Here is a 15,898-nt window from a genome sequence, read left to right as displayed (position 1 = left end):
TTCAAGTCAAAGACCAAGATCCCAGAGAGCTAATAATTAGTGATAGATAACAAATCCATGCGGAGATTCCCATGACAACTGAAAAATTCAATATCTTTAAATTTACTGGCAAGATGAAAATACTCCATCTGTCTTGGATGGCGTTCTTTATTAGCTTTCTAGTTTGGTTCAACTTCGCACCGTTACTTCAAGCAGTAAAAGAAACTTTAGGACTGACAACCGACCAGGTTAAAACTCTGCTCATTTTGAACGTTGCGCTCACCATTCCGGCCCGGGTTATTATCGGCATGTTGACAGACAAATACGGGCCGAGGCTGGTCTATTCAGCTTTACTGGCTATCTGTTCCATCCCCTGTTTCATGTTTGCTTTTGCGGATAGCTTCGTGCAAGCAGCGATTGCCCGCTTCTTGCTCGGTTTCATTGGCGCTGGTTTCGTTATTGGCATAAGGATGGTGTCGGAGTGGTTCCCCCATAACGAACTTGGCACAGCGGAAGGTATCTATGGTGGTTGGGGTAACTTTGGATCTGCCGCCGCCGCATTTACCTTGCCAACAATTGCGGTTTTGTTTGGCGGTGAAGACGGGTGGCGATATGCGATTGGCTTAACGGGTGTAATAAGCTTAATTTTTGCTTTTGTTTATTATGCCAATGTGACTAATACGCCAAAAGGTTCAACATACTTCAAGCCCAAAAACTTAGGCGCTATGGAAGTGACATCCAAGGGTGACTTCTTCTTACTTCTGCTGATGAAAGTGCCAATGTATGCGGCAATTGCTCTGCTAGCCTGGAAACTATCTCCAAGTGGTGTGGACATTCTCAGCCAAACCATTGTGAATTCGATTTACGTTGGGTTGTTTGCCTTGTATTTACTTGAAGTTTATAAAGTCTGGCAAGTCAACAAAGAAATCTTTACCAAAGAAGTACCAGAGTTACACCGCTATAATTTCAAACAAGTCGCTGTACTGGATATTCTGTACTTCACTAACTTCGGTTCCGAGTTAGCAGTGGTTTCAATGTTGCCACTTTTCTTTGCTGAAACATTCAGCCTTGATCCAGTGTTAGCGGGTTTGGTCGCGGGTGCCTATGCATTTATGAATTTGATGTCACGCCCAGCAGGCGGATGGATCTCTGACAAATTTGGCCGTAAATCTACACTCATGATTCTAACCGCAGGGTTGGCTGCAGGGTATGCGTTAATGGGCCTGGTTGATGGTACATGGCCATTATGGCTAGCAGTCGTCATTGCTATGGGCTGTTCATTCTTTGTGCAATCTGGCGAGGGTGCGGTGTTTGCTGTCGTCCCATTAATCAAGCGCAGAATGACAGGCCAAATTGCGGGTATGACAGGTGCATATGGTAATGTTGGTGCTGTTACATTCTTAACCGTCCTTTCATTTGTCGATTACAGTACGTTTTTCTACGTCATCGCAGCGACCGCGTTAGTTGGCTTATTCACGCTGATGTTTATGGATGAACCGCGTGGTCAAATCGCTGAAATTGCTGAAGATGGCACTGTTCATATGATCGATGTAAGTTAATAGTAACTCGTCAATAAAAGGCATCTCTAAAACAGGGATGTCTTTTTCACTAACCTAGACTTTTTCAATGCGATCAGAGCACACTCAAAAGCACGACGTCACAAACGATGCAACGCTTGTTGTTGTTACAGGTTGTGCTTCTATTGCAGGCGTTAAGCCGGTCAATGAAGATGCAGTTGCTGTGCATACGCCGACTGACCAACACGCGATATCGTCGAAGGGCACAGCCGTCGTAATAGCTGACGGTGTCAGTAGTGCCGAAGCGGGCAAAGAGGCTAGCGATTATGCAGTAAAACACTTTATCGAAGAATATTTCCGCACGCCTGATACGTGGTCAGCAAAACAAGCCGGACAAAAAACACTAACTACTATCAATTTAAACTTGTTCAAGCAAAGTCACGAGTTCACTCATCAGGAAAAAGGCTATCTATGCACGTTTAGTGGTCTTGTACTCAAATCAAGGACGGCTCACTTTTTCCACGCTGGCGATTCACGGATCTACCGTTATCGAGCAGGCACTATTACACAGTTGACGCGAGATCATTCAATCAACATAGGCGGAGGCAAAAACATTCTGGCCCGAGCCGTAGGAATGGATAACGTACTACAAGTCGATTACGGAAAATCAGTTTTGGAAGAAGGTGATATATTTCTTCTGACAACAGATGGTGTACACGATTTCATCAGTTCAGAGAAACTGATCGATTTTCTGAATGATGAACGTGAACCTCAACAGCAATGCGAGCGCATAATTGCTGAGGCTAAAATGGCCAACAGCGACGACAATATCAGCTGCGCGATTGCCAAAGTCGAAAAACTGCCTGATGAAAGCCGTGATGATTTCAATACCAAATTAACCCGACTACCGTTCCCACCCGATCTCGAACCCGGCATGAAGCTGGATGGTTACCGAATTGATCAAGCCCTTTTTGCCAGCAGTCGCAGCCAGGTTTATCTCGTTACTGACTTGGAAACTAATGAGCAAATGGTAATGAAGACACCATCGCTCAACTTTCAGGATGACGTGCACTACATTGACCGCTTTATTCAGGAAGAGTGGATAGGTAAACGCATCAATAGTGAGTACGTGGTCAAGATCATAACCCAAAATCGACCACGAACCTGTTTGTACTACCTAATGGAGTATGTGCCTGGTATTTCGCTCGATAAATGGATGGTTGACCACCCGTTGCCCTCTCCCAAGATGGCTATCACACTAGTAAAACAGATCGCTGCTGCGTTAAAGGCTTTTCACAATACAGAAACGATTCATCAGGATCTGAAGCCTGCAAACATCATTGTTGATGATGCAATGAAGATTAAAGTGATTGATTTTGGGTCTGTCTTTGTTGCAGGTATTGCTGAGATTTTTATTCCTATCGAGCATCTTGGTGCGCTTGGCACGGCTACGTACTCTGATCCTTATTACTTACAAGGCAGGAACACCGGGATCCAAGGCGACATCTATGCATTGGCCACCATTACTTACGAATTATTTACCGGTGAGTTACCCTATGGGGAAAAGATAGAGCAATACGTCAACAGCCATGACTTTGACAAGCTGCGATATATAAGCGCCACTGACCACAACCCCATTATTCCTCTATGGTTTGATCGTGCGTTGGAAAAAGGTGTGACGCTTGACATGCCAAAACGCTACAAACGACTTCAAGACTTTGTCAATGATGTAACTCGGCCTAATCCCGAGTTTTTAAAAGATGATCCCGCAATCGATAACAGCAAAGGTTTGCTTTTTTGGCAGATGATGTCCGCCTTTTGGGTTGCTATGCTGATACTGGTTGTCATTTTGTTTTCGACCACAGGATAACTGCTATGGAGCCGTCAGTAATGCAAAATCTGGTAACCCAATTTTTTAGTGTTGATCACGAACGACTTGATTTTCTATTTCGCATGTACCGGGAAAATAAACAGAACCAACGCTACAAGGCTGTTTTACTCTTCGACAAATTTAGTGAAGGATTGAAACGACACATTCGGTGGGAAGAAGAATTGCTGTTTCCCATGTTTGAAAAAGCAACCGGTATAAATGATACGGGCCCAACGGTGGTGATGCGACATGAGCATGATCAGATTAAGGCTATGCTTGACGAAATTAGTGAAAGCTTAAAAAACGACGATCATTCAGAAGCACTCGAAAAAGCCCTGTCAGAACTGCTTCTGCTACACAACGAAAAAGAAGAGCAAGTGCTTTATGTTCAGTGTGATCGAGCTCTGGCAGAGGAACAGTTGCTGGCGCTCTTTTTGGATATGTGAATTGACCATATCTTCATAGTATTGTTTGCTCAACGGATCGCCGCGCAGTGAAATGTACCGGCGATGCCTTACCTATTCTCAGAATCAGTTGTGGATATTTCAATGATTGTAAAACCGGTGGCAGTTGTTTTCTGAGGTCTGGCTCCTGAATAGCTTGATTCATGTATGAAACCGACAGACGATGATGTGCAAGCCCAAGTAAGAAAAACGTTAATAGTCGACCAGTATTCAGCCAGTCTGCTTTATCATCATTAGCGGTGGCAATCACAGCAAATGTCGGGCTCCCATGGCGGCACTTGTCGACATTATACTTGCCAATACTAGCTCCCCAATTGAACCAATTCAACATCGGCTTAGATAATAGGTGTGGAAGTGTGGTGTGATAAAAACCATGCCCGGTCAGACCATCTAGTTTTAGGCTCAGCATAGACCGCTGCCACGAAGTAAATTCGAATCGAAACCAGGGCTGCGAAAACTGGCGTTTGACCGCTTTTTCAATCATGTCTGAAAACTTTGAGATCGCGGCAATATCTGTTGAAAGCGCCAGTTGAACTGCAAGCGAATTGGCGTAGCCCTCTACACTATCGAATACTTGATTGGGTGGTTCAGTATCATCAAAATACCTTCGGTTAGTTTGCCTGTGCTTGATAGCATGAAACCACGCAATGTCATCATCAGACGGGTCGTAGTGTCCTGCTATGTTGATATGCGCCAACAAGTCTCTTTCAGTCGTGTTTTCATACTTTATTTTGACCGCAGAGCCAAAATAATGAGCGGCAACTTCGATCATGCCTATGGCTGCACCACAGCTGATTATTGCTTCACGAGAGTGAGGATCAACAAACCTGGACACTCGTTGTTTATCGAGAATGATATCCAATCCGTATTTGGATAGCCTAAAGCGCCAAGGTTGGGCATTATAATGAGACGGTGCTAGGATCGCATAATTCAATAAAAACGTGAGTTGATGCAGTTCGTCACCATTAAAAGGAAACAAGCCGTCTTTAATTTCACGTACGTTATCGACCATGGGTTTTAGCCGTCAGAATAGTCATAAGTATAGCTCGCTGGAGCTGGGTTTCCCCTTTACTAATTTGCAGTGATTTCTATCGGATTTTCGTTTCTATCAAACACGACATAACGAAAAATATTGTTACCTGTCATCACATCGTTGGTCATTTTGTTTAGATAGGGTTCTGCAGCTTCTGTAGTAGGAGGCTTATTTGAATCGCCCCCAAGACTGGCTATAAATACAAAATCCCAGTCTTTGTTTATGCTATCGGCTTCCTTCACCAAAGCGGCAAATTCAGACAGCTCATCAGGCAGTTTATCCACTACCATTTTGGGTTCAATGGAACCTTTTTTATCTTCTCGCTTTCTGCTTTTGTTGGTCTCGTCAGTTTTTGCGAACAAAAACAACAAGCGCTGCTTTTCGCTTTGCTCTTGTGCTTTTAATAAAAGGTCGGAAAACATGCCAGACATAACAATGAGCCTCTTGAAAGTTTCTGACTAAAGCGTACACATCGATCGGTCTTTATGCCATTGCGCACAAGGGGTAATGAACTACCCCTTAATAGGTAAAAACACTATATATGCGTCAGTCTAAGTGTGAAGCCGCGTGCGAGTATGGTAGTGACGAAGGGCATGCTCATTCCTCCGACCTTTTGAAAAAGCAGAGACTCGTTTTAAGTATCCAATTACGCGAGTTCCATGATCGATATCTTCAGAGCCACACGATGGACAAGCATGTAAAGTGCGTTTATCGATAGTTTCGCAAACATTGCAGATCGTAATCTTTACGTTCACACAAAAATAGTTACATCCTGCTTTCGCAGCAATATTAAGAAGATTTAAGGCGTTATTATAGGTTAACGTTTCCTCAAGATTGAGGTGAAGTGCTGAACCACCATCAAGGTATTGATTTAACTCTCTTCCATGCAGGATAAACTTGTCAATATGTGTGGTATTTGTGTTTTCAACAAGATAGAGATAACTGTTGTAACAGTCTCTGTTAACCAGATAGCCATCTTGTTTATCCCATTTGGCATTTTTGACTCCCAAATTTTCCGCAGGCACAAATTCAGTGTTGAACTGACAATTATAGTGCTTAGATGCAGCACGGTTTTGTTCGTAAATAACTTGCAGTTGAGCTCTAACAAAGTCTTTGTACTTTGGATTATTATCAACTTCGATACCTAAAAACTCAGCAGCTTCTGCCAGTCCGTTGACTCCCAGCGTTAAAAATTGCTTTTCCAAGCTAATGAAGCCTGCGTCATAAACAGGTAGTGCTCCCGCTGCTTTATACTCCTCGATGAGTCTACGATAAGCGACTTGATACTTGTGTATCTTCTGAACTTCAGTGCTTAAATCTCTGCCATCCTGAATTAATCGGTTCATATTAATCGTGATCACGTTAATAGAACCTGTCGATACACCCCCAGCACCCAAGCTGTAAGAAAACGTATTGTCTGTTATCTCATTGCGTAATCGGCAACAAGAGGCTAATGAATCGGCACTTTCGGATTGATAAACAAAAAATGAGTTACCTTCACTCATCGCTTTAGCACAGGTCGCTGCAAAATTGATGTCTCTGACTGCCCCGTCTTTAGTCAACATTGCCGCTGTGACTACTGGAAAGGTGAGCACTGCCCGTTTACGTTCATTGTTAAACCACTCGAGAAAGAATGCTTGCAGCGATTCAATGTTCTCCCATTTGGGTTTGCTCATGTCGGGAAACACAAACTCGCCAAACATTGAATCGAAATAGAACTCGTCATAAAGCGATATGTTCCAAAAAACGCTTTGATATCCCCGCGCAGCTGCAGGTTGGTTTAGGGCATAAACAACATGCTGTAGATGGTTAGCTACCTCTTTTGCATGCGTATCCAGATAATTTTCTCCATAATCTCGACGTGCAAAATGGTCGAAATAAATCAGAAACTCGACCGTCGCAATCGCGCCAGCAAATTGGGCACTAATAGCAAACACTAAGTTGACAAAACTGCCACAGAACGACTCAATATGTTGAGGAGCCTTGGATTCACCGCCAAGCTCAGTCAACCCATTTAAGAGAAATGGGTACATGGTAATTGAAGTGCAGTAAGGCTTTAGACTGGTTTCGTCATGTACATAGATTTCATGTGCTTCTATCTGCCGCTGGTACTCAAGCGCAAGTTCATGACCAAATAGCTCTTCAATCTTATTACTGACTAAAGCCCGGTTTACCTGAATGAAATAGTCTTTCATCAGCTCGGCTTCAAGCGTGGCAATGTTTTTGTTCGTCACATTTGCGTTGGCGTCTAACTTCGCGCCATCAGCAGCGGTTTCAGCATTTAAGTAACTATCGATAAACTGCAGTTTTTGTTTTATATGTTTATCATCGAGTGTTAGCACACTTATTCTCCCAAAATTTATGGTTTAGTAATTCGCCTGTATTGACGTTTATTAGTTTTTGATTGGTCGACGGGGAGTCCAGTCCGCCAAGTGAAAAAATCCACTTGCCGGTTTTCAAGAATGACAGTTGTTTTTGGATTTTTGAGGATACTCTTGGTAGTCCGGTATAAAGACAGGTCTTGAGTTGTGATTGTCTGGCAATACGGAGCTTTTCTATCAAAGCTTCTGTATTCCACTCACCGCCAAAAAAGAGCACGCACGTTATAAATCCCTCGTATTTCTTTAGATATGCAGCAAACAGTTCATTGGTCAGTGATTTGCCAAGACTGCAGTCCCAAATATCGGAGCTGTGGCAGCCCTCACAACGCAACTTACAGCCTGTTATCGTGAATCCAAGTGATACCTCATCAGGTACTTCTTGAAAAAGCACTTGAGGTTCCAGTGAGTTAAAAAGGGGTTGCATTGAATAGCCCGGTAACTACATGTGGTGCTATTTAAACACTAAAAGCACTATATGTAGTATTGATCCAGATCAAAGCATACAGCGGATCATCATTTTTCCATCTTCTCACAAAACGCTTGGTTGCAAAAAATGTCTGGTAATTGAGCGCTTAACGCACTTCTATCCATTCGAACGAAAGCTACGTAGATATATCTTTACTACATCCCGATCACTTTTTCTGCTGCTCTAGCTACCCATGAGTCAAGAGCATCTCGCTCGTTTGTGATCTTGTTATCAGGGTGCCCCAAGTACTCCTTAACTGAAGTGTTCTGCGAAATAAACTGACGTTTCCAGCTCATTGCATTCAACCCTTCGTCCTTATATGCAGTCATTAACTCATCGAGAATTCTTTGAAATGTGATGGAGGTATCACCTGCGCGGAAAAATAATGTGGATAAGCTTTCAGTATCCAATGTCCCGTCCTTCTTTGGCTTACACGTTAATTCAATTTCTAATATTTGAATCGTCGTCGATTTGTCTCGCTTAACTACAGCATGGCAATATCGACGAGGCCTACCTCCAACCAAATGCTGGCTGCGACATCTTTTCCTCGGGACGTCTCCTATACTGCTCTGAATTTGCCACCCGTGCTCTTCCTGCAGTTTTTGCAGCATAGATTGAAAGAACACAATTTTTTCAGGTGCATCGATTAAGTCTGGAGGATCAAGATTGTCAACATCCGCCTTTGATCCCTTTCCATTGTCACTCCCTTTCTTCAAGCTGGCTAATTCTTCAGGGGGTTGCTCCTGTAAATCATCCAAATCTGGTTCAGTTTGTGGTGGTAGCACTTTTACCTGCCTTGTGCTTCTTCTCGTGTCGAGTTCTACATCAAAGTGCAAGCCGCTTCTGCCTAACTTCAGCAAGTGTCTTTTTCTATTTGAGTTCGGTTTTGTGTCTGGATCCAGCTCTCTAGTATTTACGGGTGGTCTATTTGGTGGTTTAGGTTTCTCGTCACTATTTTCAGGGTCTTTGTTAAGTAAAAGGTGATCATCAGGGTGTGAAAAATAAACAACATCAAGGTCAGGTGCTGTAAGGCCAGAAACCGACCTAATCTCTCGAATAAATACCTGATTTATTTCAGACTCTCTGCCCGTATAGCCTGAAATTGAAATTTCACAGTGGCTTAAATCTGGCGGCGTAAAATCAAATGTCCACCGATCTGCGCCGTTTACTATGATTGAATTCTGATTAATTGATTTGAAAATCGAGCCGAAGCTATCTTGAATGTCAGGATCAAACAACAACCACGTAAAGAACTTTCGGTACTGTAAGTTATTCATGTACCTAACAGGTATATTCGAAGACAACTCAACGTTACCAACCCAATCTACAGACCAGGACTTACCGAGTTGCCACGTATTCCCCTGATAAACAGCAGCGCGAACCACTTCTGAAGAATGAAAGAAAAGCATGCGTGCGACTTCTGCTATTGGTAGCCAATATGCCCTTTCGTCAGTTGAGATTCTGTACAGAACACAATTGTCGAATTGACTTGAAAGACCATGAGCACGTTTTAAAGTGCCTGGTAAGTCTTTGAAAGTAGCCTTATGCCAACGCTCCTGAGTTGGCAACATAATTGTTTCCGTCCAACCCTGAGCCTTGTTTTCTGTTGATGTTCTTGGAAAAACGGTCCCTGGTGTTAATGCGGGAAGTAGGTCAATAGGTAAGGACCTTCTGATGTCACCCGTGTCTTTATTATGGAAATAACAAACAACTCTCCATTCTTTCCCAGGTTTTTGGTACCAATCACCCAGTAAGAGCAACTTAGATTCTTTGGGGATCCCACGAATTCCAATTTCATCGACCTCTGACACAGATCTGACTATCCTTTCCTTTGTTCTAGTGCTGCTATTTAAGTTTCAATCTTTGGGGTTACCAACTCTTCGCGAATGTTAGCAACTCTGAGCAAACGCCATCGCTTAACCTCATGGTTATTAGATTTTATTTGTTCGTAAGCAAGTCTTAATCTAAGGAGTTGGTGGTCTTCTACCGATTCTTCGTGAGAAGCCAACCACGCTGTCGTCAACGGTAGTTCAGATAGATGTTTCTCTACAGAGTTTGAACGGGGTAGTTCCCTAATTAATCGCGTTCTTGTTATACGCGGTCTGTTGGGCACGTTAGCCATGCCCTCATATACCGATTCAAGATGCGCAACGTTTTTTGCATCCCAATCACTGTAGTTAACGGCGTAGTGGCTTTGCGCATTTACTTTTCGTCTTGGCCGATTAGACATCAGCCAGCTCTTGTCGTTGCGATACAACCAAGCATAGATAGCACCGCCACGCTCGGCACCTCTAAGCTCTTTGACGCCTGCTCTTGGGTAACGCTTGAGCATATCTACCCAACTCGACCTGTATTTAGCAACTTCATTTTGTGCTGAGACTTTTTTACTAGCATGATTAATCACCAAAATTTTGTCTGGAAGCCTGCGTACTTTCTCCAATAACTTTGCTATTGGTAATTCGGGAACCAAAGCGGTTGTAACGAGTAAATGGCGAAGTGGGTGAAAGGACTTGCGATGTTTTCGAAATAAGTTCGTCAGCCAGTAGTTGTTTTCTGAAGACTGAAATTGATCCTCAAATACTGTTCCGGCCCAAGTTTTCTTCAGAAGCCTATGTATTTCCTGATGGCAGATCCGACTCTTTCTCACAAGTCCGAGTTCGGCTGCTAAATTTCTGTAAAATAATGTCCAACGGTTAAAGCCAAGTCCTGAAGATTGACTAGCATTAAGTAATTGTTCGTACCGGTCATGCAGTTCTCTTTCAATATCTTTCAGCTCTATATGTCTGATATCTGCATTCAATTTGCTCTCGTTCGCTGCAATAAAAAGATGTTTCTCTTTCGGATGGAAAGATATCGTTGAGTATTCCAGTAAACATGAATGGCGACTGCAAAACGCCAAGCCTGACAGTTGATGTACTCGTTTCCAATAACACTCACCGAATTCCTGATACTGTTCTTTCAAACATTTAGGGCAATAGCGAAAGTACTCCTGTTGTTTGATTGCGCTGGCAGCAATGCCAGATCGAGTATGAATGTCGCCTCCAGAGTCTGAACACATGGAACGAATAGTTTTTGAAGCCTGTTTCTGCGACAAGAAAGGTAAATTAATCGGTGCCAATGTGAATGACCTTATCAACTCTTCCACGCTAGTCGGCCAAACAAGTTGAAGGTTTTTAACGAGAGAACTCAAGTGGCTTGGTAAGTCCGGAACAGCGACCGCGGTTGAAGAAGAAAACACTTCCCTCAAAATGGATTTTTGATTACCCGCTAAACCTGCATGCTGCGCATAACGTGCAACCATGCTGTAAAGTAATTCGTCCTGATAAGGAACCGGAAAATAGCCCAGCATACTATCCAGCCAATAATTTATATATTGGGTAAATAAGACCTTTCTCCTTCATCACCTCATACATAGATCCTGATTTGTCGGCATACATCTTCCTGAGGTCTTTCTCAGGCAGTTGACCCCAGCTGTCACGGTTTGTATAGACTGGTTTGGAGCCAACATTTGTCTTTATTGTTTGTTCTTCGCCCGTTTGTGTAAGCGCCGTTGTCGCCATTTGTATTATCTGAAGCAGCGTTAGGTCTGGTTTCCTCGCCAATGCATCTGTAACGAGCGGCTTCGCGATGTCTTCGCAAATGCCCATTGAGACGATCGTTTGTATAGCTGAATTTGCGATATTCGTCTCATCAGACTCCCCCAACTCGATCGTTTTAGGTTTACCTAGAGGCTGTGATACTAGCTTATCCATCGCATTTATCATGCTACTTTCAAATTTTGGAAAAATGAGATCATTGCAATCTTCAAGTTTCTTCCTGTTGCCTGTCCGCAATGCATCAAGCAAAGGCTTAACGATTGAAAACTCATCTTCAAACACTTGCTCCAAGAGTTCGGGAGATATAATTTCGTCTTCTGGAGTGGATGCTAATAATACGGCGCGAGCTTGGGCAAGACAAAAGAGTTTCACAACAATGTCAGGCACTCCTTGCGTCAACTCGTACAGTTTATTTGTCAGCGACTCATTTCTCTCAACCTTATGGCTAAGCCACTGGTAAGGCCATAGCTCTTCAAGAAAATCTTCCCAGCTTTCATCCTTAGGCAATCGATCCCAGACCAGACTTCCATCTCCACTTGCGCGTCTTGCCTGCCGGAACTCGCTCGCAAATAGTCGCAAAGCTTTGGGCGTACCAATAAGTACAACAGAGACTTCTACGACATTTACAAGCGTTACCAAAAAGTTGATCATCTTCTTTTCGCCACCACTTTTCGCGAGACTCATATGCTGAAACTCATCGATGACAATTAAACCAATGGCGTGTATAAGGCAAAGATCAGCAACATCTGCCATCATTTTTGCGATTGTTGGTCTACCGGATGCGTACTGCTGCCTATAATTAAGGTTCAACCGGCGATCTAGCGCGATAAAAAAGCTTAAGCAGAAGTCGGAAAGTGAACCATCGTATGGGCAATCAACTTTAAGCCAGGGCACCTGGAGCATATGAAGGTCTGGATGGTATATAACACGCGGATAAGTGTTCAGTACAAGATTTGTCGTGGTTGATTTCCCTGCTCCGGATATTCCTGCAATCGTCATAGATGAAGCAGGAGAGTCCACATCATCATGCATATAGGTGGTTAGATTTTCATTCTGAATCAAGCCTCGAATTGAATTTAGCTTTCGCTTGAACGTTGCGGTTTTTGGGTTCCTATTGAGGTAGCTGCATCGGATGAGTTTCGACAGCTTCTGCTCGATAATGATGTGGTTGGTTTGGGGAACAAAAAAATCTCGCGTTAAGCGGTTTATTGCATGGGTTCGGATGTGGCATGGTAAATTAATTTCTTCAGGTTGAAAGTGTGGTCTCTTTCTCAAGGACTTTGCCACTTCTATGGGGCTCATTATTACCGGAAGCGCCGCGATCAGCGGGTTTTCATCGTACTCAGGCAAACCTGTTTTTTTGTATTCTGCTTCAGGAAACCTTGTAATTTTTGGGTTAGTCATCTGAGTCCCCATCTTTCAATAGGTCTTTCAACCGAGTTGGAAGTTTAAAGCTCTTTTGCTCGGCATTTGCCCCATGAATCGGTGTTACAGTCGCAGAAGTCCTTTCCAAATGTTCACTCCGTTCTGCTGTCTTATTGCTTCGCTCATACTGCCTTTCTTTACGCTTATTGACCGCTATCCCTTTCGCTCTTTGCGCTTTCTCTGTTTTCGTATATTTTGGTTGATACTGCTTGGATTCGTCTTTGATTTGCTGAAGTTCACTAACCAAATTAACCGAGCCTGATCGTTTCTTAAGTTTTGAAGTGGCTGCTACATCCAATCGAATGTCCTGGGTAACCCATAGTTCCCATATGGTTATATTGGCGTAAGCACGACTTCGGGACGTTAAGTATGCGGGTATAAATTCAGCATACGAGTCAGAGGGGCGAAGGTAAATTGCATTCGTACTGTATAAGTCATAGGCGACGGTAACTGTTTTAGGCCCTCTGTAATTCTCTTCGAACCAACCCCACTCCAGCGCTTGTTTACAGCTGTAATAACAGCCAAAAAGCTTTAGGCCATGCTCAGTCACAGTCGCGTTGGTATGAGGGAGCAGGTTGACCTTCACTAATTTAGGGTCAGGTCTTCTTAGTAAGCCTGTGCGATATTCGATTCCCCACGTCCATAGCGCCAAAGGGTTCGCTGGAAGTTTTTTCGGAATATCAGAGTCAATATCGTAAGTTCGAATAACATGATCATTATTATAGTGAAGCACTATCTTAATCATCATTTTCGTGAACTCTTTAAGAGTTAGTATTCCATCTTGCCGATAATCATTACCATGCCGTTTCTTACCAATTGGATTTTTGGTTACATAACCTTCAACAAACGGCTTCATTTTAGTCTGAACAGTTCGGAAATAGCGTTCAACAATTCCTTTCCAATCAGCTCGGTAGGCAGGCGTATTTTGAATCTCGACGTGAAAAGCTTTACTGAGTACTTCGACATGTCGACCAAGCATTTCACCTTTGTCTCCAATTATATGTTCTGGCAAACCCTGCATTGGCCATAGGTCAGGCGTGATATCAATGCCATGCTCTGCACAATAATCGACTTTATTTGCCATAGCATTTCCAAGCGCCTCCATTGCACTGACCCAGGAAGCATTTTCCAAGCCTATGTACATACCAACAATCGCTCGACTGAACACGTCGACAACAAAATACATAGTAGGTCGGCCAACTATTTCTGCTCGGTCCTGTTCTGACACAAGGTACACATCAGCAATGGTGGCATCAATTTGGTAAAGGTATCCAGGACCAGGCACTTCAGCTGTCGAGGTACCAATACTGGGACTGAAATCTTTCAGATAGTTAATTTCACCTTCACGCTTTTTGGTCACTTCGATCGATGTATATTCTTTCTGAAAAAAATATTTAAATTGACGCTCTGTTGGCACATTTATTAAGTCTTCCGGCGATGCTGGAATATTAACCCCATAAGCGATCAATAATTGGTTGTATGCATAATCGAAGTCATATTTATTTTCGTTGAGATAACTTTTTTGGATAACTACCCTGAACAGAGATTTGACTTGATCTGTGATCGGGACACCTTCACCCAGATTACGGGTACGGATGGGTCCGTTTCTCTTCTCTTTAAATGTTTTCGGTTTTCCTCGTCCCCCACACAAGTCATAACGGCCACTCAATGAATTCGGACACATACCGAATTGCCAATATTTTCGCAGCCAACGATACAACGTTTGCTTTGTAACTTTGTTCTCCTCCATGATCTTACTCATCAGCAATCCACGGGCCTTTCTCTCATAAATATCGGGCTCAGACTTGACTACATCCTTGATAGCAATCCATGCATTTTGTTGTACTTTCTCGGATTTCGAACCTGCCTTAGGTGCGCTCATACTGATATTTACGTAAGGGTCATTGATTACTTTAAGATCGGCTCTAGCCAACAAGTGTTCAAATTCTGATTTCCGTGTTGCTTGTGGTAGGGCTCTTTCGTCATCAACATTTATCCAATAAATTACTTGTGGATTGCTCCAGAGTATCCTGATCCTCTTGGTATCCCATTGATAAACATCATTTGGCATGAACATAATTTGCCCCCTGATTTAACCAGTACTCTGACAGTTCTATATCCCTTGCTTTTAGCTTAGTGTGCAGTGTTCCGTGAATGTCCCAAAGAAAAGCGTGTTGTGCGGCTAAGTGTCTGAAGTATTGGAGGTGAGCGCCGGGCTCTTGAGCATATTTGTCATCCAGCTCTCGCAACGGAACTGGCAATTTTTCTTCCGAATTGCCATCAAGCGCTTTGGCGATTCGTTCGAAAATGCTCATTCTCTCGGAAACCTCAAGGTCATAACTGTGCATGTGAGGCGCTAACCAGCGGATATTTTTTACCGACGTAACTGGCACATCGTGTTCTGTAATTGCGTACCAGGCTACTTTTTCATTTTCCCAAAAGCGACGCTCAATCTCCTGTTTTTCTAGTGTGCGCGCATCCTCTAGATCTTCAGCATACTTGACGGAAACAGCACGACTTACTAGAACCCCATCAATTTCCATATCAATTAAAAAATCAGTAGTCATAACCTGAAGTATCCCTTTGTATGAGGGATGTTTGATACCTAATCTTTTTGCAATATCAATAGTGGCTTCAGGGTTAAGAGGGAACTGCTCACGTATATCGACCACGGTATCATTCCAATCAAAAAGTAAAAATGCCGCAAGCTCAAGGTCTGAAAGTAGATGGACAATACGGTTATGAGTAAGAGCTGGACGGCGATGTACCCTTCCCTTGCTTGGAACATCTCGAACAGTTAGAAAGGGCTGATAATCTTTTCCATAACCTTGACCACGTTTTTCTTTTTGTAAGCGTCTCAGAATTGCAGGCTGAAGAAGACTCTTAATTTCTTTTGGGTAGGGGCTTAAGAAAGCGGTTTTCATACTCATATTGATAATCCGAGCAAGGCTATTAAGTAAAAGCATAGCTCGGATTATTTTAAGTATGATAGTTTTTTGTTTAGTATGACACTTTTATGTAAGTATGATACTTTTTTGTCAATCTACACAACAAGCGACGACGTGGCAAGAAACGCTTGCCTACCCGAACCCCTGAGCCACTGGCCGTACCCGTTCAGGCCAACCATTGCTGGTCGATGGACTTTATGTGTGACAGCCTGCAATGCG

12 protein-coding genes and 1 pseudogene are annotated in these 15,898 nt (G+C 43.2%); 4 read left to right on the top strand and 9 right to left on the bottom strand.

All coding sequences use genetic code 11. The features are described 5' to 3' along the window. The first annotated feature begins 71 nt into the window (after window positions 1-71). The 3 genes from AB1N33_RS15285 to AB1N33_RS15275 all read left to right on the top strand — a co-directional run bounded on the left by AB1N33_RS15285 (window position 72) and on the right by AB1N33_RS15275 (window position 3,812). Window positions 72-1,538 carry a NarK family nitrate/nitrite MFS transporter gene (locus AB1N33_RS15285; protein WP_411272434.1) on the top strand — a complete coding sequence of 489 codons (1,467 nt, stop codon included), beginning with the start codon at window positions 72-74 and terminating at the stop codon, window positions 1,536-1,538. Between the two features lie 67 nt (window positions 1,539-1,605). Further along, window positions 1,606-3,366: a bifunctional protein-serine/threonine kinase/phosphatase gene (locus AB1N33_RS15280; protein WP_411272433.1), complete on the top strand. Its 1,761-nt coding sequence runs from the start codon at window positions 1,606-1,608 to the stop codon at window positions 3,364-3,366. 5 nt (window positions 3,367-3,371) lie between these two features. After that, window positions 3,372-3,812, top strand: a complete 441-nt coding sequence (locus AB1N33_RS15275; RefSeq protein WP_411272432.1) for a hemerythrin domain-containing protein — start codon at window positions 3,372-3,374, stop codon at window positions 3,810-3,812. A 13-nt stretch (window positions 3,813-3,825) separates the two neighbouring features. Here AB1N33_RS15275 and AB1N33_RS15270 read toward each other — a convergent pair whose 3' ends face one another. The 9 genes from AB1N33_RS15270 to AB1N33_RS15230 form a co-directional block, all read right to left on the bottom strand. Beyond that, window positions 3,826-4,842, bottom strand: coding sequence for an Acg family FMN-binding oxidoreductase (locus AB1N33_RS15270; protein WP_411272431.1), 1,017 nt, complete (start codon window positions 4,840-4,842; stop codon window positions 3,826-3,828). A 59-nt stretch (window positions 4,843-4,901) separates the two neighbouring features. After that, window positions 4,902-5,294, bottom strand: a complete 393-nt coding sequence (locus AB1N33_RS15265) for a ribonucleotide reductase subunit alpha (protein ID WP_411272430.1) — start codon at window positions 5,292-5,294, stop codon at window positions 4,902-4,904. 120 nt (window positions 5,295-5,414) lie between these two features. Next, window positions 5,415-7,205: an anaerobic ribonucleoside-triphosphate reductase gene (gene nrdD, locus AB1N33_RS15260; protein ID WP_411272429.1), complete on the bottom strand. Its 1,791-nt coding sequence runs from the start codon at window positions 7,203-7,205 to the stop codon at window positions 5,415-5,417. Beyond that, complete coding sequence (nrdG, locus tag AB1N33_RS15255; protein WP_411272428.1) at window positions 7,189-7,668, bottom strand: anaerobic ribonucleoside-triphosphate reductase activating protein; 480 nt, start codon at window positions 7,666-7,668, stop codon at window positions 7,189-7,191. Before nrdG ends, nrdD begins: the two co-directional genes overlap by 17 nt. A gap of 197 nt (window positions 7,669-7,865) precedes the next feature. Beyond that, complete coding sequence (locus tag AB1N33_RS15250; protein WP_411272427.1) at window positions 7,866-9,521, bottom strand: Tn7-like element transposition protein TnsE; 1,656 nt, start codon at window positions 9,519-9,521, stop codon at window positions 7,866-7,868. Window positions 9,522-9,559: 38 nt separating this feature from the next. Beyond that, entirely contained in the window at window positions 9,560-11,059 is a 1,500-nt protein-coding gene (locus AB1N33_RS15245; protein WP_411272426.1) for a TnsD family Tn7-like transposition protein, read from the bottom strand. A 1-nt stretch (window position 11,060) separates the two neighbouring features. Next, the gene (locus tag AB1N33_RS15240; protein WP_411272425.1) at window positions 11,061-12,710 is read right to left on the bottom strand and encodes an ATP-binding protein; all 1,650 of its coding nucleotides are present in this window, start codon (window positions 12,708-12,710) and stop codon (window positions 11,061-11,063) included. Next, the gene (locus tag AB1N33_RS15235) at window positions 12,703-14,808 is read right to left on the bottom strand and encodes a TnsB C-terminal domain-containing protein (RefSeq protein ID WP_411272424.1); all 2,106 of its coding nucleotides are present in this window, start codon (window positions 14,806-14,808) and stop codon (window positions 12,703-12,705) included. Before AB1N33_RS15235 ends, AB1N33_RS15240 begins: the two co-directional genes overlap by 8 nt. Then, a complete protein-coding gene (locus tag AB1N33_RS15230) occupies window positions 14,792-15,661 on the bottom strand; it encodes a TnsA endonuclease N-terminal domain-containing protein (RefSeq protein ID WP_411272423.1) in 870 nt (289 codons plus the stop codon). The genes AB1N33_RS15235 and AB1N33_RS15230 overlap by 17 nt, the downstream gene beginning before the upstream one ends. Window positions 15,662-15,780: 119 nt before the next feature. On the opposite strand from AB1N33_RS15230, the pseudogene AB1N33_RS15225 reads away from it, so the two are divergent. Then, a pseudogene (locus AB1N33_RS15225) lies at window positions 15,781-15,898 on the top strand (IS3 family transposase); the annotation flags it as partial.

The organism is Alteromonas nitratireducens (genome assembly GCF_040812025.1).
Classification (GTDB): domain Bacteria; phylum Pseudomonadota; class Gammaproteobacteria; order Enterobacterales; family Alteromonadaceae; genus Alteromonas; species Alteromonas nitratireducens.
The sequence above is the reverse complement of the archived record's forward strand: the minus strand, read 5'-3'. Positions and strand labels throughout refer to the sequence as shown.

Excerpts from the sequence above, each read along its gene's own strand:
- nrdG (WP_411272428.1), bottom strand. The coding sequence starts at position 7,668 with ATGCAACCCCTTTTTAACTCACTGGAACCTCAAGTGCTTTTTCAAGAA.
- AB1N33_RS15285 (WP_411272434.1), top strand. The coding sequence starts at position 72 with ATGACAACTGAAAAATTCAATATCTTTAAATTTACTGGCAAGATGAAA.
- AB1N33_RS15270 (WP_411272431.1), bottom strand. The coding sequence starts at position 4,842 with ATGGTCGATAACGTACGTGAAATTAAAGACGGCTTGTTTCCTTTTAAT.
- AB1N33_RS15240 (WP_411272425.1), bottom strand. The coding sequence starts at position 12,710 with ATGACTAACCCAAAAATTACAAGGTTTCCTGAAGCAGAATACAAAAAA.
- AB1N33_RS15235 (WP_411272424.1), bottom strand. The coding sequence starts at position 14,808 with ATGTTCATGCCAAATGATGTTTATCAATGGGATACCAAGAGGATCAGG.
- AB1N33_RS15230 (WP_411272423.1), bottom strand. The coding sequence starts at position 15,661 with ATGAGTATGAAAACCGCTTTCTTAAGCCCCTACCCAAAAGAAATTAAG.
- AB1N33_RS15245 (WP_411272426.1), bottom strand. The coding sequence starts at position 11,059 with ATGCTGGGCTATTTTCCGGTTCCTTATCAGGACGAATTACTTTACAGC.
- AB1N33_RS15265 (WP_411272430.1), bottom strand. The coding sequence starts at position 5,294 with ATGTCTGGCATGTTTTCCGACCTTTTATTAAAAGCACAAGAGCAAAGC.
- AB1N33_RS15275 (WP_411272432.1), top strand. The coding sequence starts at position 3,372 with ATGGAGCCGTCAGTAATGCAAAATCTGGTAACCCAATTTTTTAGTGTT.
- AB1N33_RS15280 (WP_411272433.1), top strand. The coding sequence starts at position 1,606 with ATGCGATCAGAGCACACTCAAAAGCACGACGTCACAAACGATGCAACG.